The 25,067-nt window shown below is 39.7% G+C and carries 19 protein-coding genes; 6 read left to right on the top strand and 13 right to left on the bottom strand.

Going from position 1 to position 25,067, the window contains the following annotated elements:
• Window positions 1-22 precede the first annotated feature (22 nt).
• Window positions 23-2,419 (bottom strand): xanthine dehydrogenase molybdopterin binding subunit, encoded by a 2,397-nt coding sequence (gene xdhB, locus ND2E_RS17340; RefSeq protein ID WP_033092528.1) that lies wholly within the window; start codon window positions 2,417-2,419, stop codon window positions 23-25.
• Window positions 2,412-3,884 carry a xanthine dehydrogenase small subunit gene (gene xdhA / locus ND2E_RS17345; protein WP_033092527.1) on the bottom strand — a complete coding sequence of 491 codons (1,473 nt, stop codon included), beginning with the start codon at window positions 3,882-3,884 and terminating at the stop codon, window positions 2,412-2,414. The genes xdhB and xdhA overlap by 8 nt, the downstream gene beginning before the upstream one ends.
• A 483-nt stretch (window positions 3,885-4,367) precedes the next feature.
• Here xdhA and ND2E_RS17350 point away from each other — a divergent pair, with 483 nt between their 5' ends.
• Together ND2E_RS17350 and ND2E_RS17355 are read left to right on the top strand one after the other, a co-directional pair.
• Window positions 4,368-5,066 (top strand): HupE/UreJ family protein, encoded by a 699-nt coding sequence (locus ND2E_RS17350; protein ID WP_033092526.1) that lies wholly within the window; start codon window positions 4,368-4,370, stop codon window positions 5,064-5,066.
• Window positions 5,067-5,295: 229 nt separating this feature from the next.
• A complete protein-coding gene (locus ND2E_RS17355) occupies window positions 5,296-5,835 on the top strand; it encodes a hypothetical protein (protein WP_033092739.1) in 540 nt (179 codons plus the stop codon).
• A gap of 213 nt (window positions 5,836-6,048) precedes the next feature.
• Here the strand turns inward: ND2E_RS17355 and ND2E_RS17360 are convergent, their stop codons facing one another.
• From ND2E_RS17360 to ND2E_RS17400, 9 genes are all read right to left on the bottom strand, one after another.
• Window positions 6,049-6,630 carry a hypothetical protein gene (locus ND2E_RS17360; protein ID WP_052056238.1) on the bottom strand — a complete coding sequence of 194 codons (582 nt, stop codon included), beginning with the start codon at window positions 6,628-6,630 and terminating at the stop codon, window positions 6,049-6,051.
• A gap of 60 nt (window positions 6,631-6,690) precedes the next feature.
• A complete protein-coding gene (locus tag ND2E_RS17365) occupies window positions 6,691-7,569 on the bottom strand; it encodes a substrate-binding periplasmic protein (protein WP_033092524.1) in 879 nt (292 codons plus the stop codon).
• A gap of 4 nt (window positions 7,570-7,573) precedes the next feature.
• A complete protein-coding gene (locus tag ND2E_RS17370) occupies window positions 7,574-10,738 on the bottom strand; it encodes an efflux RND transporter permease subunit (RefSeq protein ID WP_033092523.1) in 3,165 nt (1,054 codons plus the stop codon).
• Window positions 10,735-12,327 carry an efflux RND transporter periplasmic adaptor subunit gene (locus ND2E_RS17375; protein ID WP_052056237.1) on the bottom strand — a complete coding sequence of 531 codons (1,593 nt, stop codon included), beginning with the start codon at window positions 12,325-12,327 and terminating at the stop codon, window positions 10,735-10,737. Before ND2E_RS17375 ends, ND2E_RS17370 begins: the two co-directional genes overlap by 4 nt.
• The gene (locus ND2E_RS17380) at window positions 12,327-13,790 is read right to left on the bottom strand and encodes a TolC family protein (RefSeq protein WP_033092522.1); all 1,464 of its coding nucleotides are present in this window, start codon (window positions 13,788-13,790) and stop codon (window positions 12,327-12,329) included. Before ND2E_RS17380 ends, ND2E_RS17375 begins: the two co-directional genes overlap by 1 nt.
• Before the next feature lie 120 nt (window positions 13,791-13,910).
• Window positions 13,911-14,348, bottom strand: a complete 438-nt coding sequence (locus ND2E_RS17385) for a hypothetical protein (RefSeq protein WP_033092521.1) — start codon at window positions 14,346-14,348, stop codon at window positions 13,911-13,913.
• Window positions 14,349-14,875: 527 nt separating this feature from the next.
• Window positions 14,876-15,784: a hypothetical protein gene (locus ND2E_RS17390; RefSeq protein ID WP_150113704.1), complete on the bottom strand. Its 909-nt coding sequence runs from the start codon at window positions 15,782-15,784 to the stop codon at window positions 14,876-14,878.
• Between the two features lie 154 nt (window positions 15,785-15,938).
• Window positions 15,939-16,727, bottom strand: coding sequence for a glutathione S-transferase family protein (locus ND2E_RS17395; RefSeq protein ID WP_033092519.1), 789 nt, complete (start codon window positions 16,725-16,727; stop codon window positions 15,939-15,941).
• 58 nt (window positions 16,728-16,785) lie between these two features.
• Window positions 16,786-17,712: a glutathione S-transferase family protein gene (locus ND2E_RS17400; protein WP_033092518.1), complete on the bottom strand. Its 927-nt coding sequence runs from the start codon at window positions 17,710-17,712 to the stop codon at window positions 16,786-16,788.
• Between the two features lie 185 nt (window positions 17,713-17,897).
• Here ND2E_RS17400 and ND2E_RS17405 point away from each other — a divergent pair, with 185 nt between their 5' ends.
• From ND2E_RS17405 to ND2E_RS17420, 4 genes are all read left to right on the top strand, one after another.
• Complete coding sequence (locus ND2E_RS17405) at window positions 17,898-18,329, top strand: MarR family winged helix-turn-helix transcriptional regulator (protein WP_033092517.1); 432 nt, start codon at window positions 17,898-17,900, stop codon at window positions 18,327-18,329.
• Between the two features lie 301 nt (window positions 18,330-18,630).
• Window positions 18,631-19,716, top strand: a complete 1,086-nt coding sequence (locus tag ND2E_RS17410) for a hypothetical protein (RefSeq protein ID WP_223303530.1) — start codon at window positions 18,631-18,633, stop codon at window positions 19,714-19,716.
• A 60-nt stretch (window positions 19,717-19,776) separates the two neighbouring features.
• A complete protein-coding gene (locus ND2E_RS17415; RefSeq protein WP_033092515.1) occupies window positions 19,777-20,442 on the top strand; it encodes an RNA polymerase sigma factor in 666 nt (221 codons plus the stop codon).
• A 506-nt stretch (window positions 20,443-20,948) separates the two neighbouring features.
• On the top strand, window positions 20,949-21,371 hold the full coding sequence (locus tag ND2E_RS17420) for a hypothetical protein (protein WP_033092514.1): 423 nt from the start codon (window positions 20,949-20,951) through the stop codon (window positions 21,369-21,371).
• A 51-nt stretch (window positions 21,372-21,422) separates the two neighbouring features.
• Here the strand turns inward: ND2E_RS17420 and ilvA are convergent, their stop codons facing one another.
• A complete protein-coding gene (gene ilvA, locus ND2E_RS17425) occupies window positions 21,423-22,976 on the bottom strand; it encodes a threonine ammonia-lyase, biosynthetic (RefSeq protein ID WP_033092513.1) in 1,554 nt (517 codons plus the stop codon).
• 114 nt (window positions 22,977-23,090) lie between these two features.
• Window positions 23,091-24,953 carry a dihydroxy-acid dehydratase gene (ilvD, locus tag ND2E_RS17430; RefSeq protein ID WP_033092512.1) on the bottom strand — a complete coding sequence of 621 codons (1,863 nt, stop codon included), beginning with the start codon at window positions 24,951-24,953 and terminating at the stop codon, window positions 23,091-23,093.
• Between the last annotated feature and the right edge of the window lie 114 nt (window positions 24,954-25,067).

Below are 25,067 nucleotides of genomic sequence, written 5' to 3'. Positions count from 1 at the left end.
TGAGATTCCTCAATAAGACGAATTACTTCGCTGCGCCTTGACTTTGTTTAGCTGCTTCAACAGCAAACAGCACTCGTTCTGGTGTTGCAGGTGTGTCTAGCGCAGGACTTGTTTGGTAATTATTGACACTGGCAATAGCATCTTTAAGTGCAGACCAAACGGAAATACCTAACATAAAGGGGGGCTCACCAACGGCTTTAGAGTTGTAAATGGTGTGCTCGCGGTTTGGTGCATCAGGTACTAAGGCAACACGGAAATCTTCAGGTGCATCATTTATTGCTGGTATTTTGTAGGTCGCTGGATTGTTTGAAAGTAAGCGACCTTGCTCGTTCCAGACTAATTCTTCAGTGGTTAACCAACCCATACCCTGTACAAAAGCGCCTTCAATTTGACCAATATCAATGGCGGGGTTAATTGAGTGACCTACATCTTGTAAAATATCGGTACGTAAGGTTTTGTATTCACCCGTTAAGGTATCAATGACAACCTCTGATACCGCAGCACCTGTTGCATAATAGAAGAACGGGCGACCTTTACCTGTAGCACGATCAAAGTGAATTTTAGGTGTCTTATAGAAGCCTGTAGAAGATAAAGATACGCGAGCCATGTACGCTATTTGTGAGAATTCAGCGAAAGAGAACGTTTGTTCACCGACAATGATATTATTGTTTTCAAATTGAACTTGCTCTGCTTCAACTTGGTATTTTTCACAAGCAAAATTAATGAGGCGTTGTTTAATGGTTTTCGCGGCTGCTTCTGCTGCTTTACCATTTAAATCCGTACCTGATGAGGCTGCTGTTGGTGATGAGTTTGGTACTTTATCAGTACGTGCAGCAGAACAGGCAACTGTATCAACATCAACTTGGAATTCTTCTGCAACAATTTGCGCAACTTTAGTATTCAACCCCTGACCCATTTCACTGCCACCATGGCTTAAGTGAATGGTGCCGTCAGTGTATATATGAACAAGTGCACCAGCTTGGTTCAAATGCTGAACGGTAAAGGAAATACCAAATTTAACAGGCGTTAAGGCAATGCCTTTTTTCAATATACTGTTAGTGGCATTGAATTGAGTTACAGCTTTTCGACGCGCTTGGTAATCAGAGCTTTCTTCTAATGACTCAATAACTTCGCTTAAGTTATTATGCTCAACTTGTTGATGGTAGTGGGTTTCGTTACGGTCATCACTGCCATATAAGTTGATTTTACGAATTTCTAACGGGTCTTTACCTAAATGACGGGCGATATCATCCATTACCATTTCAATGGTCATCATGCCTTGCGGACCACCAAAACCACGGTAAGCAGTATGAGATACGGTATTCAGTTTACAACGATTACCAGTAACTGTGGCTTGATCTAAGTAGTAAGCGTTATCTGAGTGGAACATCGCTCTATCAACAATGGCATCAGATAAATCTGGTGAGTATCCACAATTACCATTAACTTCGATGTTAATACCTTTGATCTGACCATCTTGGTCAAAGCCTACGGTGTAGTTATTTTCAAAGGGATGACGTTTACCTGTCATTACCATATCGTCCATACGGGCTAACTTAAACTTAACAGGACGTTGCGTAACATTTGCTAATAAAGCGGCGATACATGCCCAAGGTGCGGCCTGTGTTTCTTTACCACCAAAACCACCACCCATACGGCGCATATCAACTAATACTTTGTTTAGTGGTATATCCAACACTTCAGCCACTAACTTTTGTACTTCACTCGGGTGCTGCGAAGATGTGAAAATACTCATGCCGCCATCTTCGGTTGGTTCAGCCGTTGATACTTGCCCTTCAAGATACATATGCTCTTGACCACCTACTAGGATTTCACCCGATAATTGATGTTCTGCTGCTGCTATAGCTGATGCAGAATCACCACGTTTCATGGTAAACGGTGGACGAACAAAGCTTTGTTTTGCTAAGGCATCTTTCACGGTAAGTACCGCTTCAAGTTCTTGGTATTCAATTCTCGCCAGTTTTACAGCTTTACGCGCAAGATCGAAACTGGTTGCTGCGACGGCGAAAAGCGGTTGGCCAATAAATTCAACTTTACCAATAGCAAGAACTGGGTCGCCAGGAAATACTGGGCCAATATCGGTATGTCCCGGCACATCTTCAACCGTAATGACAGCTACCACACCCTCAGCAGCTTTAACGGCTGATAAGTCCATTGAAATAATATTGGCGTGTGCCATGGTCGATTGACCTACTGCAGCATGTAACTCACCGCGCAGTGATGGGCGATCATCAACATAAATAGCTTCACCAGCAACTTGCTTGTCAGCACTTTCATGTTTTTTAGAACGACCTACGCCACCTAAACCAACATGTTGTTGTCCGTTAACAACACTTTTGTCTGTGTTAGTTTGTACTTTATTAGTAACGGCTTTCTTTACATCAATAAGACTACGCATAATTTACCACTCGTGTTTCAATAACTTCTCTTGCATTGGTGCTTTGCAGCTCTAAATAGCATTTTTCAATCAGGTTTTGCGCTACGGTCATTCGGTACTTATCAGAAGCACGCACATCTGACATAGGTTGGAAGTCAGTGGCTAAGGCCGTTTTAGCTCGCGCGACAGACTCTTTTGTTAAGTCTTCATTTATTAATGCCGCTTCTGCTGCTGGACCACGTTTAGGAATAGCGGCCATACCACCAAATGCTAAACGGACATTGGTAACTTTTTGGCCAGTTTGTTCGATGAAAAAGGCAGCTAATACCGCTGAGATATCGTCATCTATACGTTTTGATATCTTATAAAGCTTTAATGTTTGACCCTTGGTGGGCTTAGGTATTTGGATTGATTTAATAAACTCGGATGATTTGAGCACCGTTTTCTTGTAGTCGACAAAGTAGTCTTCAACTAAGATAGTACGTTCTTGACCTTGAACATGCAGCGTCATAGTCGCGCCCAAAGCGATCAATGCCGGTGGCATATCACCAATAGGTGAGGCATTTCCAACGTTGCCGCCTAAGGTACCGGTATTACGTACTTGCTTAGAGCCAATACGTTCAATCATCTCCCCTAAATCAGGGTAGTAATGATGCAAGGTATCGATAAATTCACTGTAAGGTAGAGCAGAGCCAATAATTATCTCATCATCAGTTTCTTCGATAGTAGTTAACTCTGCAACATTACCGACATACACAAGCTTATCAATCGTGGCTAAATTTTGAGTAACCGACAGGGCTAAATCAGTACCACCAGCCACTAACATTGATGTAGGTTCATTGGTTAACTCAGTTGCTAACTCATCAATATTTTTTGGCGCAATATAGTGATGGCCATTACCCGCTAAAGCTGGCGTAGGTGATTGTTGTAATTCTGTAAGTGCGGCAACTGTTTGTTGGTAGTGTTTAGCAAATGAATCTTCTGCAGCACTTTCACTCGAGGTAATTGCCGCTTCGATAATTGAGCGGTAGCCAGTACAACGACATAAATTACCCGCTAAAGCTTCTAATACCTCAGCGCGATTTGGTTTGTTATTTTGCTTATGCAAGGCAAAAGAAGACATAACAAATCCAGGGGTACAGAATCCACATTGTGAACCGTGGTTATCAACAATGGTTTGTTGAGCGTGATGCAACTGAGCACCTTCTTTCAAATCTTCGACGGTGATCAATTGCTTACCATGTAAATTACCGACGAAAGTAATACAAGAGTTAATCGACTTATAACTAAGCTGAGCAGGGTTTTCACTATCTAGTTCAGCTAATACCACGGTACAAGCCCCGCAATCACCTGAAGCACAGCCTTCTTTTGTGCCAGATTTAAATTGCTCTTCACGTAAATATTGTAAAACAGTCTTGTTAGGATCTAAGTTTTCAATCTTTACCAGCTCATTGTTTAACAGGAATTTTATTGTATTTGCTACCATTATTCTTTCCGCTTTAATTTTGATTTTTTGTGTCGAGTTGAATATTCGTATGGATTTACTATAGCAGAATCATAACTTGACACAAGTGTCAGCTTTGATGTTTTTGTTACCGAAAGTGTCACAGAAGGCTAATAAAACTTACTTAATACTTGGTTAAAGGCAGTATAAAAAACGGATATTAAGCGATGAAGTTCTGCTAAAACAGTGCGTTGGTGTAGGGTTTTAAAAAGTGAATTGCATTTTTACGGCAATGTTTTTCACGACAAAATATTGATGAAAATTTCATCATGTGAAATTAACGCGCATTGAATATTGTGTTGTTTGTGTTGTTTGTGTTTTGTCTGTGCTGAGCGAGCAGATAAATCTTAATGACAGGGCTTGTCTGAAATTATTTAACTGGCATTATGTACTCAGTTTAATTGCGATATCTTTTAGCAATTATCTTAATCACTCAATACAGTCTGCAAATCAGCGGAGTTATTAATGTTTTCTCGAAGTAGTCGCCTAGCCTTAATCACCCTAATATTGAGTGTGGTGAGTTTAGCCTCTTTCAATGCCATGGCTCACGGCGTAGATGAAAGTACTCGGCTTTTTTTACAAAATAATACCGGCGTGCAATTCTTTCCTTTTATGTACATTGGTGCCAAACATATGGTGACCGGGTATGACCATTTGCTGTTTTTAGCAGGCGTAATATTCTTTCTATACAAGAGCAAAGATATTTTATTGTATGTCAGCATGTTTACCTTGGGGCATAGCTTAACCTTGCTCTTTGGTGTGCTTGGTGATGTGCAAGTGAATGCTTATATCATTGATGCCATTATTGGTTTGTCTGTGGTTTACAAGGGCTTTGATAACTTGGGTGGTTTTCAGCGTCTCTTAGGTTTTAGCCCAAATGCTAAAATAGCCGTACTGATTTTTGGTTTGTTCCATGGTTTTGGTTTAGCGACAAAACTACAAGAGTTTCAACTGCCCCAAGCGGGCTTGTGGCAGAACTTGATCGCCTTTAATTTAGGGGTAGAGTTAGGGCAGTTTGCTGCACTAACCTTTATATTACTGCTCATTAGCTTTTGGCGAAAACATCATTCGTTTGCACAATTTTCAACGGTAAGTAATACGATATTAATGAGTGCGGGTTTTATGTTGATAGGCTTTCAGTTAACGGGTTATTTTACTGGTTAGCGGTTTTTTCAATATTAGCAATACACTCATTGACGCAATTCGATATTTAAGAGACAAATCCCCGTTCGACTTGAATATGCTCGTTTCAGGAAGTCTGAGCGATTCATAATCAAGGCGCATTTTTTTAGTAAGGGTCATTCCCTTAAAAAGAAATCTAACGTAGAGTATGATTTGCTCAGCATTCCCTAAATCCAGCTGAGTCATGCATCTTCAAGTAGAACGGGTATTTATGCAACATACGTTATCAAATAAGGCTTTATTTAAATCAACCGTTATCGCGCTGATGATTGCTGGCGTAGTACTGATCAGTTTTATCTTGCCAGCAGAATACAATATAGATCCTACAGGTATTGGCACTCAACTTGGTTTAACGGCGTTAGCCAATCCTGAGGGGACTGCGATAATTAATACAGAACAAAGTGAGAAACTCAGCACAGATGCTCAGCATAAAACAGATAGTATTGACGTAATTGTTCCTGCTGGACGTGGGGTTGAGTATAAGTTTGCCATGGCGCAGTTTAAAAAAATGGAATATCAATGGCATACTGATGGCGCTCCACTTTTCTTTGATTTACACGGCGAGCCTGAAGGAGATACCACAGGTTATTATGAAAGTTATGCTATTGCGACGTTAACGGAAATGAAAGGTAGTTTTACTACGCCATTTGCCGGTATTCATGGTTGGTACTGGAAAAATACATCAAACAAGCCTGTGACGGTTCAGCTTACTGTCGGGGGCGAATATAGTATTGTTGGCTTGAAAAAATAGTATCTTAAACTCCATTCATCTTCTAGAAAATAGCGTTAAGCTCATAGGTTTTTACCATAGTGTTGAGCTGTTGTAGACAGTCCATAAGCACCTTTCCAACCAATATATATTTTGGTTTCACATGAAAATATAGTTAGTAACAAAGCGCTTTCAGGTAGATTGGTTATTTTGATTGAAGGCGTGTTAATACACGGTTATCGCGAAAAAGATCTTTTAAGGTAATAGGGTAATTGAACGTACTTGTAAAATCGCTTCGCCACCGTCTTTATCTGTCATGCTAGGACTTAGATAAATGGCATCAATATGATCGAGTATTAAACCATGATCGTATGAGTGAGCCGGTGTCCAATCTGGTCTAGAAAAATCTTGCAAATTAACTTCCTTAGTTGACCACTGGTTCGCTGGTGGTAATTCTATTTGGTAATAGGCATCACTTCGGTCGCCTTGTTTACCATATTCTTGTTGAGATAACTTGATTATGAGGGGGATGTCACATTGGTAGGTTAAACGTATTTTTTGACTACCTGCCAAAGAAGCGTTAGGTAAACGGTGAATTAATTCAACCCATGAATTACGTTTGGCATCGACGCGTGGTACTCGCTTAAATTTAATCCAAATACCACCATGCCTAATAAGTTTCTCATTAATAATCGCTTCGCTACCATAAGGGTCGGTATCATAGCTCCATTGATGTTTATTTAATGGGACTTGAATGATTTCTATATTAGCATTGACACTAAATATAGCGAGAAAACTCATTAAGACAGCATGTAATATTATTTTAAAATAGTGCATTTATGGTCTTCATTTTATGGGTAAAGTAATAAGAAAACAGGGTGATTTTGCAAAAAGACTTTACCCTTCGATCAAGGACGATGATGTCTTATCTCGTTCGGTAGTCGACTGTTGATGCCAATCTCTTAAGCCGTATTTTGCTAAAATTTTATTTAGTCGCCCATTTTCTCTAAAGTTAATTAACTCATTATCAAAAAGTTGTATCAGCTCTTTACTCAAAAGTGGAGAAAATCCTAAAAATAATGGGGTAAAGTCACCTTCTGTGCCAGCATAAATGATTGTTGACTCGGATGTGGTTGATGCATTTATCATTGAGGAGTTACTTGCCAATTTAGAGAGTTGATATTGCACGGTAAATCTTGAATCCAATAAAATGTCTAAGCGCCCCAATTGCAACATTTTCAGTTGTTTTTGCAAAGGAGAGTTACCACTCGCTGAAAATATGTGTGCAGCATTATTTTTCAATAAATTACCTATATTGTCGCCATACTCATAACCGTTAATTGTCCCTAAAATAGCATTATTTTTTAGGGCCATTGCTAAGTCTGTAATACTTTGAAAACGCCATGGGTTATTAGCGCGCACATAAAAGTCGTTATATAAACCGCCAAAGCTTAAGCGACTTTTTTGGAGTGTAAAATCATTTATATGTTGTGATGTCAAACCAAGCAATATATCTACTTTCCCTTTTTGGGTGAGGTCCAAGGCTTTTGCCAATGGCGTCAAAGCAAACTTTACCTTAATGCCATTACTGGCAGCGATTTCATTGACTATTTCAACTAAAAACCCAGGAAGATGAGTGTCGTCGCAGATATAAGGGCACCATTCATCGGAAGCGACCACTAAGACATTTGCCTGAACAGGTTTAGCAAAAATGCTGGTGCATATCAGCCAGAACGCTAGGCTAACTGCTATAAAGTTTTTAGTGTGTTTTATCATATTATTATTCTTGAACTTCAACCAGAGTCGTTGGTAAATTTGCTGAGCGCCATAAATAATAGAGAGCAGGTAAAACGAGCAAGGTCAATAGCATAGCACTCGCCATACCACCCACCATAGGTGCAGCAATGCGGCTCATCACTTCTGAACCGGTACCTGTGCCGTATAATATAGGTAATAAGCCTACGATCACTGTTCCTCCGGTCATCATAATAGGTCTTACTCGTAAACCAGCGCCATGTAGCACAACTTGGAACAGCTCAGCCTTAGTCGTTATTTTCCCCAATGTAGCATTCTCGGCTATTAAGGCATTATATGCTTGATTCAAATAAACTAGCATAATAACACCAATTTCCACCGCAACACCCGCAAGCGCAATAAAACCGACACCTACTGCAACAGAGAAGTTGAAACCTTGCAAGTACATTAACCAGATACTACCCACCAAGGCAAGCGGCAACGTACCTAAAATCATCGCAACTTCAATCACATTTCGGAAATTTAAATACAGTAATACAATGATAATAGCTAATGTTAACGGTACGACATACGTCAGTTTGGCTTTTGCTCTTTGCATGTACTCATATTGACCAGCCCACGTAATTGAATAACCTGTAGGTAGTTTTAATTCCTTATCGAGCACAGCTTGTGCGTGGGCCACGTAACTACCCACATCAACGCCTTTGGTATCTGCCAAGTCAATGAAAGCCCAGCCAGTTAACCTAGCATTCTCTGATTTGATGCCTGGCGGCCCTTCTTCAATAAATACATGGGCGACATCACCTAACGAAATTCGCTGGCCATTGGGTGTCACTATGGGGAGTTGAGAAAGTTGCTCTGGTGAGTCTCGGTAGTCTTGAGGATAACGTAAACTAACCGGATAACGCTCTAACCCTTCTACGGTATTGGTCACATTCATACCACCAATCGCGGTGGCAACCACTTGTTGAATGTCGCTAATATTTAAACCATAGCGTGCCGCTTTACCACGTTGAATATCAACCTTGATATAGCGACCACCTGCAACACGCTCAGAATAAACCGAAGCAGTACTTGGTATGTCGGCCAAAATACTTTCAAGTTGTTGACCAATCTCTTGAATTTTATCAAGTTTTGGCCCAGATATTTTAATGCCTACCGGTGTTTTAATCCCAGTAGCTAACATATCTATGCGGGTTTTTATTGGCATAACCCAAGCATTAGTGACACCGGGCAGTTTTACTAATGTATCTAATTCTTTTTTCAAATGAGCGATAGTCATACCTTCGCGCCATTCACTTTTTGGCTTAAATTGAATAAAGGTTTCTATCATGGTTAACGGTGCTGGATCAGTTGCCGTTTCTGCGCGTCCCATTTTACCAAACACGGTCTTAACTTCAGGTACGGTTTTAATCAGTTTGTCGGTTTGTTGTAATAACTGCCTTGCTTGGCCGATAGATATTCCTGGATAGGTGGTTGGCATATACATTAAATCACCTTCATCGAGCGGTGGAATAAATTCACTACCGATTTTATCTAATGGATATATGCCAATAATAAGCACAATGACAGCGGCTGATAGGGTAACTTTAGGGAAGCGTAGTACTGTCTTCAGTGCCGGCATATATAGTGCTGTTAAGAATTTATTTACCGGATTTTTATGTTCAGCCAATACTTTTCCACGAATAAAATATCCCATTAATACCGGTACCAAGGTGATCGCTAGCGCAGCAGCGGCGGCCATTGCATAGGTTTTAGTAAAAGCGAGAGGGGAAAACATCCGACCTTCTTGTGCCTCAAGGGTAAATACCGGCACAAAGCTGACTGTGATTATGAGCAAGCTAAAGAATAATGCCGGACCTACCTCGCTGGCGGAATCAATGACAATTTGCCAACGTTTTTCATTTGATAAAGGTTGATCTTGGGGTAAATGCTCCATGTGCTTGTGCATATTTTCAATCATCACAATCGCACCGTCAACCATAGCGCCAATGGCAATGGCGATACCGCCAAGAGACATGATGTTGGCATTTAAACCTTGCGCATGCATCACGATAAAAGCTGTTAAAATACCAACAGGAATACTAATGATCACCACTAAAGAAGAGCGTAAATGAAAGAGGAAAATAACGCACACTAATGCGACAACACCAAACTCCTCTAACAGTTTCATCGCCAAGTTACTTACTGCACGTTCAATTAATGCTGATCTGTCATAAACGGGAACAATTTCTACCCCTTCAGGTAAGCCTTTTTTCAATTGCTCTAGTTTAGCTTTTACGCCATTAATGACCTGCTGAGCATTCTCACCAAAGCGCATCACCACAATACCACCGACGGTTTCACCTTCACCATTTAGCTCTGCAATACCTCGGCGCATTTGTGGCCCCGTACCTATTTGTGCAACGTCTTTCAGTAACAAGGGAGTGCCGTTTTTATTAACACCTAAGGGAATATTTTCAAGATCGTCTACGCCTTTAAGATAGCCTGTTGCTCTTACCATGTATTCAGCTTCAGCCATTTCTACCACAGAAGCGCCAATCTCTTGGTTACCCTGTTTAATGGCCGTTTGGATAAGAGACAGTGGAATACCAAAAGCACGCAGCTTGTCTGGATCAACTTGTACTTGGTATTGTTTGACCATGCCGCCCAGTGCCGTTACCTCTGAAACACCTTTGACTGTTTGCAGTTCATATTTTAAGAACCAATCTTGTAAGCTACGTAATTGACTTAAATCATGTTGGCCGGTTTTGTCGATCAACGAATAGAGGTATACCCAACCAACGCCTGTCGCATCAGGGCCTAATTGCGGTTTTGCATCGCTCGGTAAATTAGGAGATACCTGACTTAAATATTCTAATACCCGTGAACGAGCCCAATAAAGGTCAGTGTCTTCTTCAAAAATAATATAGACATAAGAATCACCAAAAAAAGAGAAACCACGCACCGTTACCGCGCCAGGTACTGACAACATGGCGGTAGTAAGCGGATAAGTTACCTGATCTTCAACCACTTGCGGTGCTTGTCCGGGATAACTCGTTTTGATAATAACTTGCACATCAGATAAATCAGGCAATGCATCAATAGGCGTATTTTTTACTGAATACAACCCGACGCCCACTAAAATCATAGTGGCCAATATGACGAAGAAACGATTGCCTACTGACCAACGAATAATGGCAGCAATCATTGTGTATCTCCTTTAGTCATAGTTGCCTTAGTCATGTCATGAGACATGCCTTTTTCCATGGTCATAGCACTAACAATAATGAATTCGCCATCGCTAATTTCGAAGGTAAACATTAAATAAGCATCAAGCGTAAAAAGAGTCATATCCACGGAGTCACTTACCATGAAATCTACACTGGCAGGCGCTCGGTTCCATTTTTCAATCGCTTCACGATCGATAGTCACCATGCGGTGATCGGTCATCACCGAAGTGACTGTGCCATGGACCGTTGCCGAAGACACAGCACTATTACTTTCGTCAGTAGCCTCATCAGATTGAAATTCCTCAATATGCATACGTTTAAAGTCTGAAGTTTTACTGGACTCAGAATCAAGTAGAAATTGAGCAGAGCTGACCACCTTTTCTCCTGCAGAAAGGCCTGCAATAATTTCGATATTATCACGGTCAAAACGGCCAATTTTCACAGCGACCGATTTAAAATAACCCTCACCTAGTGCTAAAACCACTCTGTCTTGATTACCTGTACGAATAACGGCTTCTCTTGGCACTTGCAAAGCGGATTCGTTGTCATTGATGGCAATTGAAATTTGCGCGAACATATTCGGTCTTAAATCACCGTTCGGGTTATTAAAATGCAGTCTAACAATACCTGTTCTGGTATTTGGGTTTAACATTGGATGTACGTGTTCAACTTTACCCTGCCATTGTTTAGACGGTAAATAATCCAAACGCATACTGGCACTATCACCGATAGCGACTTTAAATACATCGCGCTCAAATACTTCTGCTTTCACCCAGACTTGCGTTAAATCGACGATAGATAACATCATGGTTTCTGGCTTTACATAGAAACCTTCCCTGATAAACAAACTTTCTACGACACCATTTTGTGGCGCGTAAAAAGTAACGTTCAGTTGAACTTTTTTATCTTTTTTTAACGCCTTAATAGTCTTTTGAGGAATTTGTAAGGCGATAAGACGATTCTCTGCGGCGGTTATTAAACGTTTATTTTTTCGATCTAATGCCAGTAGTAATTCTTCTTGTGCATTGACTAATTCAGGTGAATAGATGTCATAAAGTGCTTGACCCTTAGTCACTGGATCACCAATAGCATTGATATAGAGCTTTTCAACCCAGCCGGCGATACGAGGGTGAATATGTACTAATTTATCCTCATCATAAGTGACATAACCCACTGTTTCTATCGTGGTCTTTAGTGGGCTATAAGTCGCTGTGGTAGTACGTACACCTAAGTTATTAATAACACTAGGTGAAATTTTGATGGTGCCGGCACCTTCATCAATCGTATTGTTTTGACTACCATAATAAGGGATCAAATCCATGCCCATGGGAGATAAACCCGGTTGGTCACGTCTATAGTTTGCATCCATTGGAGCAACCCAATATAAAGGTTTATTTTCTTTGGTTTTGTTATCACTAACACTTGTTGTAGTGGGGAAAAAGTTTGTTAAAGCTAAGGTAATTAGTACTCCAAAAACTAAGCCTAAAATTATGCCTGTTAACGTAATGTGTCTGACTTTTACTACAGGGCGTTCTACTGAGTCGTTGGTATGTTGGTTGATAGTCATTATTTTTCCTCACGCTGAGCAAAAGTTTGCTGCGGATTGTTCGACGTTTTGTTCATAGCCAAACTACCGACAAAAAGGTAATTCAGTTCTAAAATTATTTTTTGCTGTTCAACCGCAATTTTTAGTTGTTCTATTTCAGCATTAAGTTCGGCGATGCGTGATCGTACGACTTCTGAAAAATCGCCATCATCGTTGGTATATGCTGTTAATGAAGCTTCTGCTTGATCGTGAATTTGTGGCAACAGTCTTGTTTGGTAGAGTATTTTACGATTGTTTAATCGTGATAAACGCCCTTGTGCACTCGAAAATGCTCCGAGTAACTGACGCAGTAATAATATTTTTTCGGTTTTTACCGCTTCTGTTGCTGACACAGCTGATTTTACTGTCATATCTTGACGATTATCAGTAAATAGCGGCAGATCAAAAGTCACGCCGACAGAGAATAAATCAGCTCTACTATTGCCTAAGGGATCATCATCTCGATAGCCATAACTTGCGTTGATGCCCCACTCAGGCTGGTAGGCTTGTTCTGCTAAATTTATGCCTGTTTTTGTCGCGAGTATCTTTTTATCTAGTGCAATGACTGCAGGGTGCTTAACGAATTGTTCGGTGAGCTCTTCTACGGATAACCAAGTATTATTACTCATATCAGTATTGCTCAGACCAGTACTCGCGTGTCTTAAACCTGCATGTAGTAAATCTAACTGGGGTAATTGCTTAGCTAATGTCATATGTTGTAGTTGACCGAACTCAGCGATACCTACTTGCGTAGGATCATTAAGAAATGCGGTTGATAGCCATTGCGACAACATGCCTACGTAAGCATTTTGCTGTTGCGCTAATATGTCGAGCCGATCATCGAGCTGTGTTAATTCAAGTTGGGCACGCACAATATCTTGCTGGCGTGTTTTACCTAAGGTTGAAGAATAACTGGCTTGAGCGACATCAGCTAATTGCTCGAACAGCGATCGATTTTGTTCAATAAGGATTATGCTTTGCTGAACATAATAGGCATCCAGCCATAAGCTGCCAACGGTAACCGCAACTTTGGCTTCTCTATCGCTTCGTTGAAACGGATAGGCTTCGCTTTGAATACGTAATTGTTGATTTTTTATGGTCAGGCTATCACCGCGAGGAAACATTTGGGTAATACCCACTTTTAGCTGTGTCATTCCCTCTTGGGCAAAATCAAACCCATCAGTAGGCAGGTTTGCAAATGCGACTGACATTTTAGGGTCAGGTAAGCTTGAAGCGGCATTGCTCAATGCCTCAACGGCTTGTTGCTGGTGTTTATTACCCGTGAGCCAAGGGTCGTTTTTTTGTGCGGTTGTTACTGTGCTATTAAATGACCAAACCTTTTGATTATCAGCAGCCTGAAGAGTAGGGCTAGCAACACATAACACACTTAATGTGATGATGGCGACAGTTGCGCGCGCTTGAACGGGAAAAGAAAATAAAAACATGACTCCCTCCTGAGGGAATACTTTACGGTAATGACGAGACGGTTTTTTGCATCAGCGATACTCTGTTAGCTATCAGCGATAAAATTAAAACGGCAAAATTTAGACGCAATGAGACTGTGATTAGCTCAGAATAGGTGGTCTATAAAGGGAGGTCAGTGTTCGGTTTGTAGTAAGGGTATTGAGTGACTTTATTTTACTCGGCGTGGCAAAGACTGGGGTGTAATTGATAGTCATTGAAAATGCTGAAACGGTTGAACATCCGCCTGTTAAACAATCACACTCTTGTTCACAACAACTGTCAGAAGACATAGAAGCACAAGTTTTTTCTGTCATCATTTCTTCGTCACAATCAGGCATGGCATTCATGTCGTGGGCAGTGTTTTTTCTCTGTGTGTTGTGATGATTTGAACCTTTCATCGATGACATTTCAGTCATCATTTGCTCACTTTGCTGCATCGCTGTCATGCTATAAAACATAGTCTTTGATGCCATTGATTGACCGATAAAGATCAAACAAAGCAAAACAACCATTACTGTTTTATTGATGAAAGTAGTCATAAGCAACACTTAGATTATGAGTGAGTTACAATTACCTAGGTATTAACTACTTAATAATTAGGTAATAAGATTTCTTTTAATTCTAGCACCATTGAAAAGAAGATAACAATAATACCAGGTTTATTAAATATAATTCCAATGTCGAATTGTGTTTGTGGACTTAAAATACTAACCATTGGTGAAGCTTTGTTTTAAATGATGACTCGCGTCACACAATGTGAAAATTTAATATATTTACTACGTTTTGTGACCGCCACTAATCGTTTAGTTTTGCTTCCAGTATGATCACTAATGCCACACAGCAGACAAATCATGACATGTATTTATTACACTAAAGAGTCCGGTTTGCTACCAATATAGTCTTTCATTGGAAAGTTTATAATACTATCTCATCATTTAAATTGACCTAAAACTGAAATGTATTCGTTTAACCTCATTTAGGAAGGTAGTCGATCGGTAGCTGTCGCTCGATAAATCCATTTTCAACGAACCTGACAATATTGATCCTAATAATTTCAATATTACTGTTATTTCTTCCTGTATTTAGTTTCTGAGTCTGAAAAAAGACGTAACCATTCTTTAGTAGTTTCACAACCTTTCCTTTGCTCTATTGTAACCTTTAAAATTGCTTCTAATGCGTCACCTTTAGCCTTTGAAATCAACCCAGGGCTAACAACCTTTTCTTCAATAGCTCGAATCAACACAACCATGTCATTTATAGCTTTTCTACTATCTTCTTCAACAAGAGAATAGTCAGCTTCGGTGCCCGAAATATTAAGTCTTGCAATTTTATCTATCAAAAAACATAGTCTTCTTTCGATTGATGGGTGATCTGTCTCTTTTCCTAAGTCTTGAATTGTCCTGATAAACCAATAAACGCCATACATGACGACTTGACAAAGTTGAGGTTTGTTTAAATTGAGAATTTTACCAACCCCAGCCTCTAACTGTCTGTATACCATCGCAATCGAACATAAATCTGCATCATATTCGCATGCGAGACTCGCAAGTCTTCGGTCGTCCTGTTTATCTATTAACTCTGCGTGCTCAAATGCTAAGTGAAATAGTTCATGATACATAAACCAATAGAAGCTAGAGTCAATTATAATCCGATCACAGAAAGCATCCGGCAGTGTGGTACTAGGAAACAATAACGAAAGGTTCGTAGATTCTATTTTTTTAATAAAATCCATCATAGCGGTAGTAATTGTAATACTACCAAATAAAGTCGACGCATTTGGAGTGTCTTCTATTTTTATAAAAACATTAGGTATATCCATGTTTTTATTATACATTTTATTGATATTTCTTACCATTTTTGGAATCGATGAAAACCACTCAGAAAAGACTCTCTTCGTACCATCGCAATCAAGACTATTGATGTACTCTTCAGTAGAAAGCCTTTTTCCTTGGTTCATAGTGTCGGAGTAGTTCAATTAGAATTCCTTTCAAAATGTTAATGTTGTAACGCCCACTATTGCACAAAGCCGACCTAATTAAAGCGTGAATTTATCACAACAAATAGTCCGCTTAGCCACCTAAGCAGTCCTCGGTGCAAGTACACAAAACCTCAGATTGACTTGGGTGCTGCTACTTTCGATTTCCTGTTAACCTAATTATTTTCATTACTCTTCTTAGTAACCAAAAAGGTATCGGCTTCATGTAGGATTTTACACCATTAATAAAGGTTTTTCTTTGTTCCATTTCCTTGAGCCAGCGAGATATATGCGGGTAGTTACTAAGAGGCATTGCAAAAACTCTTACTAATAAATATACATTTGGGAACCATGCCATATCAGCTAATGAAACTGAGTCACCAATGAGGTAATTATATTTCGATAGTTTTTTCTCAAACATGGCAAAATCTTTATGCATCATCGCTTCATAAATTCTGAGGTCTTTTGCGGTTTGCCCTAATATTCGCTTGTTATGAAATTTGGAACGATGCGGTACATATTTGTCATAAAACTCCTTCTGTTCTGGTGTCGGGAGGCGACCAAAACCTTTTGCATATAACCAAGGAACTATATATTCCATGTGCGATTTAGAGGCTAATTCTAAAAACTCATTCATCTCTTGCTCTTGTAAAGGCTCAACAGGAGTTAACGACCTTTCTGGAAATGCCTTTTCTAAATACTTCAAGATAGTCACACTATCTCCCAGCGGTTTTCCATCATGAACAATAGCTGGTAAATCACATGTTAGGTTTATTGCTCGATATTTCAGACTTAACTGTTCACCTTTAAGTAAATCAACTTGATGTATTCGAGCCTCAATTCCTTTTTCAGCAATAGCTAACATAACTCTGCCAGCACAATTTGAGTATGGATTACAAAAAAGGTGTAAACCTTTTAGTTCTGACGGATTGCTAGGTATCACTAGATAATCTCCTGTTTGTTTGAAATATCAGTATTTGATAGTGTGATAAATGGCAGAGTTAGTAGCTAAGTTTTGGGAGATGGACATGAACTACACCAACTTGAGGGGATTCTCTGCGTAGAATAATTACGTTATCATTTTCTCCCACAACAACACCTTTCACGCCACTATTCATTTGTGCCATAAAACCTTTGTTTGTAAACGTAATCTCTTGACCAATTCTTGATGAATTTAAGTATTGTGAATCAATTGGCATTGGAGAGGCATCTCTCGCAACTTCTAAGCACTCTTTACCTGATATTTCATTAAAACTCCCTGTGCCTATTGAAGACATCCTTTTATACCAACGGTGCAAATTCGGTAAACCTTCGGCCAACTTGAGCTTGTTTATTGTGTCTAAGTAATAAATCATCGTGAAGGCGGTAAAGTCCACGGATGTAGGCATTTTGCATGTTAGGAAGAACTGTTGTTTACTTAACTGTTTGTCTACTTCTTTGAGATATTTTTGAGCAATATTTACTTTTTGTTCATGTGGTAAATCAGCATTTGGTAGCTTTACTGTTTTGCCAAGTTTAGCTCTGTCAGAAATGAATTTCCATGCGTGATTCGGCGGCATATTTTTAAAATATGCACAGACCAACTCTAGCGGTTTGATTGATCCAAAAATCGATGTATTTCCATGTATTTCAATTTTTTCAATCCACTTACTAGCCTCCTCAAATGAAGGGTAATTAAATAGGTAATCTGACTCATTCTTTTCGGCTAGCACTTTCATTATTAATTCCGAATCACAGTACAAGTCAGCGCCTATTTGAAGTATTGGAATTCTACGACTGTACTCTCCAACAAGTTCTTCTTCTATTGGTCTTGGTATGCCCTTAGGTGCAATAAATGACAAATAGGATTGATTTAAATACCCCATTATTAGCATTGTTTTTTGCGCGTAAGGTGATTTTAGTGAACGATGAAGAATGGGAATTTTCATACTATTTAACCTAGCAATTAACAAGTTGAGTTGGAGTTATCCATGGAATTATTATCCATGGATGCAATAATATATTCCATGGACTACATTTGTCAATTGAATTATAATTTTCTAATTATTTGCTCAGTAACGAGCAGAAACATTAGAATTATTACGTAAAAAGCGTGCAAATTAAGGAGGCTTCATTGGCAAATAAACAGTCAATAATTGATGCTAGTTACCCCATAGAATCAAAGGTATATGCGTTAATTGCTTGTATTGGGCAAGAGCAAAAAATGAAAATGACAAGCCGAATAAAACACACAGGGGTTTCACTGACTCAACTACAGATACTGCATATTCTCTCTGAGGCACCAAAAGAAGGGTTGACCATTAACCAAGTGAAAAAGTTCATGGTGGATGACAGTCCAAATGTTTCAAGAGCAGTTAACAAGTTAGTAGATGCGGGCCATGTTGTTAAGGCCAGAAGCCAAATAGACCAACGTATTGTGCATGTTCAGATAACCGAATCTGGAAACAAGACTCACGTTGATTGTGATAAAGAATTACTGGCTCTTTCGTTAGGCTTGAGTGAACGTGAAATAAAGCAATTATATAGTTTACTTGTCAAAATCTGATATGAATCCCCTTTATTCGTTAGTAACAGTGAGATGTCACATTTAATTGAGCGGCAGCTTTGAGCTTTCAGCTGACGCTAGGATTAGCGTATAGCTAACGTCGTTAATGCACACAGATTAGCTTTTATTTTCTAACAACTTTTTCAATAATTTTGTTACTTTTTTTGAGCTCATACATCTAATAATTACACTTATTAGAAAATATGAGAGCAACATGAAACATACAAGCAAGATAATTACGCTCATATCCCTGATAATATTAGGGCTGTCAGGATGTAATGAATCATCCAAAAAAGAAACAATGTTAGACCCAAAACTTGTTGCACAAGGCAAAGAGATATTTCGCTTTGATACCTTTGGTGATGAGCAACTATGGACAGATACATTGCAATTACACAATGTGGTTGCAGGCGCAGTCGATCCGGTAACCGCTTTATCAGTTGGCCTAAAAGTTGATTCTGAGGTATTACCTGAAGGAGTATTGCAAACGGTTGACCTTACTGATCCTGCTACGACTATCACTTTATTAAAGCTCAATGCCGTTGTTGGTTTACAGGGTGATGTTCAAGAAATTAATGGTAAAGATACCTTAGTTAGCCTTGGAACGACTTGTGCCTTGTGTCATTCAACCGTAGATGACTCGGTTGCGCCGGGCATTGGTAAACGATTAGATGGCTGGGCAAATAGAGACCTAAATCCGGGTGTAATTCTGTCATTGTCACCAGCTCTACAAGATCAGGTAATACAAGACGTACTGCTATCTTGGGGCGCTGGTAAGTATGATGCGTATTGGAATCAAGATGGCCTTAATGATCCTACCGTAATACCACCAGCCTACGGTTTAAAAGACGTCGCATTAGCAACTTATACGGGTGAAGGAAGTATTTCATATTGGAATGCTTATGTTGCCGTGACACAAATGGGCGCACAAGGTAATTTCGTTGATGACAGGTTAGGACTCAATATTATGCATGATCCTGATTTAGTTACCGACAAACTACCAGCCTTAGAAGCTTATCAATTTTCCTTAAATGCCCCTAAAGCCCCAGCAGGGAGCTTTGATAGTGACGCTGCGACACGAGGCAAGGTAGTCTTTAATAACCAGGGCAACTGTAGTGCTTGTCATAGCGGTGATAATTTTACCGATGCTGACACACAGCTTCATTATCCTGACGTTATTGGGACTGACCCCACGTTAGCTAGCAGAAGTCTTACTGGAAAATACCGTACTACGCCATTGGCAGGCGTATGGCAGCATCCGCCTTATTTTCACGATGGTAGTGCCGCGACCTTACTTGATGTAGTCGAACATTATAATAATCACTTTGCTTTAGGATTAATGCCGTCTGAAAAAGATGATTTAGTACAATATTTACTATCATTGTAAGTAGGCTCAATAAAAAATAAGTAATGCAGAGCAACTAAAGCATGATTTACAGGCGAATACATGACAGAAATTGATTCTCTAAAAACAGCAGAAGACTACCAACTCATTGCGCATATTTTAGCGGGTAATATTAATGCCTATGAAGTAGTCATACGGCGCTATAACCAACTTATGTTTCGCATAGCCAAAGGCATTTTTGTTGATGACGATGAGGCGATGGATATTGTGCAAGAAGCGCACATTACTGCTTATCAAAAACTCGCCTCTTTTAAGGGACCAAAAGGCTTTATGAGTTGGATTGCCACGATAACGCGAAATATTGCTTTGATGCGCTTAAGAAAATCTAGCCGCTTAAGTTATCAAGAGGAGGAAGACGTGTTTAATTTAATTGAACTTGATATAGCAGCTGAGCCCATACATGACACTATCGCTAATCAACAAACTAAAGCCACGCTAGAGCAATTAATTAACGCATTACCGATAAATTATCGTGCTATTTTTATATTAAGTGCGATTGAAAAAATGGCGATAAATGATATTGCTCAAATCCTTTCACTTGAATATGACGTGGTCAAAGTACGCTTTTATCGAGCTAAAAAAATGTTAAAAATAGAAATCGGGCAGATACTCACGGAACAGAAACTTAGTTTGTATGAATTTGCCGGTGATCGCTGTGACAATATTACGCACAATGTAATGGCTGTGATCAAACAACAAAGTCGATAAAGTTTAAAAACTAGGTTATTACCTGAAACAATGACATATGAGTGTAAATAACCTGAACTCTGGATAAGCAGCACTTGCTCAACATTCCTCTTCATCCAATTCTCAGCGTTAAAACGTCGATAAATAGCCAGCTATTCATAAACGTTTTGCCTTGATAATTGAATAAAATGAAACATTGATAAAGCTTATAACTACTTTAATTTTATTACTTTTTATACGTAACAATCTAAGTTGTTGATTTTACTTAAACATCAAGCACTCATTATCCAGAGTTCAGGTTAAATATACATTTTGTCTTGTTTCTACAGTCTGGTCGAAAATGTATGTTCAGGTGGAGTAGCACTTAAATATCTTTGTTATTTTACTTATCAGTTGTTCGTATAACCCAAGCTCAACTCAAAATTTGCGTTCAATCAAAATCTTGCCATTTTTACCTGTGCTCAGGTAGTATCTATAAAAAATATAATAATTAATACAGCAGCTAACATTATAAAATAAGGGACTTTATGCGCGGAGCAGGTGGAACATCAGGTGGTTTAGGACAGTTTTTTATAGGGTTGATCATGATGTGCGGTGGTTTTTATCTACTGCTTAATGCAATAACCGTCAGTTCTAGTTTTGGGCTGGGAATGCGTCTTTATGGCTTTTCTGCTATGGGCGGAAGCTACAGCATCACCAGTGGCATGGTTATGATCCCTTTTATGTTCGGTGTCGGCATTATTTTCTATAACAGTAAAAACCCTATTGGCTGGCTGTTAGCACTCGGCTCTATTACAGGACTTATTTTTGGCGTAATTTCTTCTATTCGTTTTAGCTTTATAACCATGACCTCTTTTGATTTAATCGTTATCTTGGTTTTGGCGATGGGTGGATTAGGACTATTTTTACGCTCGCTGAAAAAAATTGATGCGGCAATTCCAGCAGAGTAATACTTAAAGGATAAGCGCCAAAAACGTATCAAGGTTATTGGCGCTTTAGTATTAATTCAAAAAGGTTTGATAAGCGAGGTTGTCAGTTTCTTCTGACCATTGATAACCAAGGTCATCAAGGTGTTGGAAGAATTCGTTTTGCTGGCTTTTATCAAGATCAAAACCTGCAAGTACCTGTCCAAATGCTGCACCGTGGTTTCGATAATGAAATAGGGTGATATTCCAGTACTCGCCCATTGCGGCTAAGAATTTTTCTAGTGCGCCGGGATGTTCTGGAAACTCAAAGCTAAAAAGTCGCTCACCGTTGCCATTTTTAGCTGGGCTAGGTGTTTTTCCGCCAATCATGTAACGAACGTGCAATTTAGCTAACTCATTATCGGTAAAGTCTCTTACCTGATAATTAGCATTGACTAGCCCTTGCAGTAACTCCTGACGTTCTTGCACACTACCACCTAAGCGGACACCAACAAAAATTTCAGCACTAGGTTTACCTGAGAAACGATAGTTAAACTCGGTAATAGCACGATTGCCGATAGATTGACAAAAACGCTTAAAACTACCTTTTTCTTCTGGTATCGTTACCGCGAGTATTGCTTCTTTCTTTTCACCTAATTCACAACGTTCTGACACGTAACGAAGCGTATGAAAGTTCATGTTTGCACCAGAAAGTACGGCTGCTAATGATTCATCACCTTTACTCGTCAGACAGTATTTCTGTAGACCTGCTAAAGATAATGCGCCAGCAGGCTCAGCAATAACGCGGGTTTCTTCAAAAATATCTTTAATTGACGCACATATCTCATCGGTTGATACTGTGATCACTTCATCACAAAACTCTTGGATCAGACCAAAAGTATTTTTGCCGATACGTTTAACCGCAACGCCATCAGCGAACAATCCTACTTGTGTTAAATCAACTGGCTCACCCGATTCAAGCGCGGCTTTTAAACAAGCTGAATCTTCAGCTTCTACACCGATAATTTTAGTCTTAGGGCTCAGTTGTTTTAGATATACCGCCATACCCGCCAGTAGACCACCACCGCCAACCGGTATAAAAACAACATCAGCTTGAGGTAATTGTTGTAATAGCTCTTTCGCCACAGTACCTTGGCCAACAATCACTTCAACATCATCAAACGGATGAATTAGCGTTTTCTTTTCAGCTTCGGCGTATTCAATGGAAGCGGCTTGTGCTTCATTGAAACTATTACCCACTAGTCGTACTTCACCACCAAAACGTCTGACATTGTCTACCTTAATATCTGGAGTCGTCTTAGGCATGACAATGGTTGCATTGATGCCAAGTTTTTTAGCGGCTAACGCTAAACCTTGTGCATGATTACCAGCGGAAGCGGCAATGACACCATGAATACATTGCTCTTCAGTTAAATTGTTGAGTTTGTTATAAGCACCACGTAATTTAAATGAATGTACAGGTTGTTGATCTTCACGTTTTAAATAAATTTGGTTATTTAATCGTGAGGATAACTTATGCAATGGTGTTAGATCAGTTTCAACGGCGAGATCATAAATAGGCGCAAGTAGAATACGACGTAGGTAATCTAATGGTTCGGGAAGTGCGGCTTGCTTGAGTGTTTCTGTCATTAGATTTACCTAGAATTTTAAGTTAACTCTTTGTGTAGAGTTGGTTTTCAGTATTTATTGCTTAAAGCAAATTGTAGGCTTAGATTGGCGCGACGAGAGTCGCGCCAACAGCTGTTATTTTTCAACTAAGCCATCAAGTAAGGCTCTATTTCGAACCGCACCTTTATCAGCACTGGTTGCTAACATGGCGTAATTTTTCAATGCGTAACTAATTGGACGAACACGATCGTTAGGTTTCCAAGCCGCTTGACCTTTAGCTTCCATTGCCGCACGACGCGCTTCAAGTTCAGCATCAGATACTTGTAATGTAATTTCACGTGTAGGGATATCAATATGAATGATATCGCCTTGTTCAACCAAGGCAATTGTTCCGCCGTCAGCTGCTTCAGGAGAAACATGACCAATAGATAAACCTGAAGTACCACCAGAGAAACGACCATCAGTTAATAAGGCACAGGCTTTGCCTAGCCCCATAGATTTAAGGTAAGTCGTTGGATAAAGCATTTCTTGCATGCCTGGTCCGCCTTTAGGGCCTTCATAACGAATAACGACTACTTCACCCGCAACCACTTTTCCGTCTAAAATGCCGGCAACAGCATCATCTTGGCTTTCAAAAATGTGTGCAGGGCCAGTAAAGACTAAATTGTCATCACTTACGCCTGCAGTTTTAACAACGCAACCATCGATGGCAATATTACCCGACAGTACCGCTAAACCACCTTCTGTAGAGAAAGCATTTTCAATATTACGAATACAGCCATTTTCTCTGTCATCGTCTAAAGTATCCCAACGACAATCTTGGCTAAAGGCTTTAGTGGTACGAATACCTGCAGGTCCTGCGCGGTAGAATTTTTTAACGTCTTCATCGTCAGTTAGGGTAATATCATATTTAGCAATAACATCGGCTAAAGTAGTCCCTAGAACATTAGGTACGTCAGTATTTAATAAGTTAGCACGTGATAATTCACCTAAAATCGAGATAACCCCACCAGCGCGATGCACATCTTCCATGTGATATTCAGGTGTAGATGGCGCAACTTTACACAACTGCGGCACAATGCGTGATAATTTATCCATGTCGGCCATGGTGTAATCTATTTCTGCTTCTTGTGCGGTCGCTAATAAATGCAAGATAGTATTGGTTGAACCACCCATAGCAATATCTAAACACATCGCATTAGAAAAAGAATCTTTGTTGGCTATATTACGTGGTAGGGCAGATTCATCATTATCTTGGTAATAACGTTTTGTTAATTCAACAATTTGTTTACCAGCATCTAAAAATAATTGTTCTCTATCTGCATGGGTTGCCAACATAGAGCCGTTACCTGGTAATGCTAAGCCTAATGCTTCAGCTAAACAGTTCATTGAGTTAGCGGTGAACATGCCAGAACATGAACCACAGGTAGGACAAGCGGAACGTTCAACTTGGTCACTTTGTTCGTCACTGACTAAAGGATCAGCACCTTGAATCATGGCATCAACTAAATCAAGTTTGATGATTTGCTCACTTAACTTGGTTTTACCTGCTTCCATAGGACCACCGGAAACAAAAATTACCGGAATGTTTAAGCGCATTGCTGCCATCAACATGCCTGGGGTGATTTTGTCACAATTAGATATACAGACCATGGCATCAGCACAATGTGCATTCACCATGTATTCTACTGAATCGGCTATTAAATCACGTGATGGCAAGCTGTAAAGCATGCCAGCGTGGCCCATGGCTATACCGTCATCAACAGCAATAGTATTAAATTCTTTAGCAACACCACCGGCTTCTTCAATCGCACCAGCAACTAATTGCCCCATGTCTTTTAAATGTACATGTCCAGGTACAAATTGCGTGAAAGAGTTTACTACCGCAACGATGGGTTTTCCAAAATCACCGTCTGTCATGCCTGTAGCGCGCCATAATGCACGAGCACCAGCCATATTACGGCCTTGAGTAGAAGTTGCAGATCTTAATTTAGGCATGATGTTTACATTCCAAGTGATGATGTTGATAAGGTTTATTTTGAAAGTTCACTTTATGATTACTGAGTTAAATGAACTTTTAAAATAACTTTTATTCAATGGTTGGCGATGTGA

Origin of the sequence: Colwellia psychrerythraea, from assembly GCF_000764225.1 — a bacterium.
GTDB lineage: Bacteria > Pseudomonadota > Gammaproteobacteria > Enterobacterales > Alteromonadaceae > Colwellia > Colwellia psychrerythraea_D.
The sequence above is the reverse complement of the archived record's forward strand: the minus strand, read 5'-3'. Positions and strand labels throughout refer to the sequence as shown.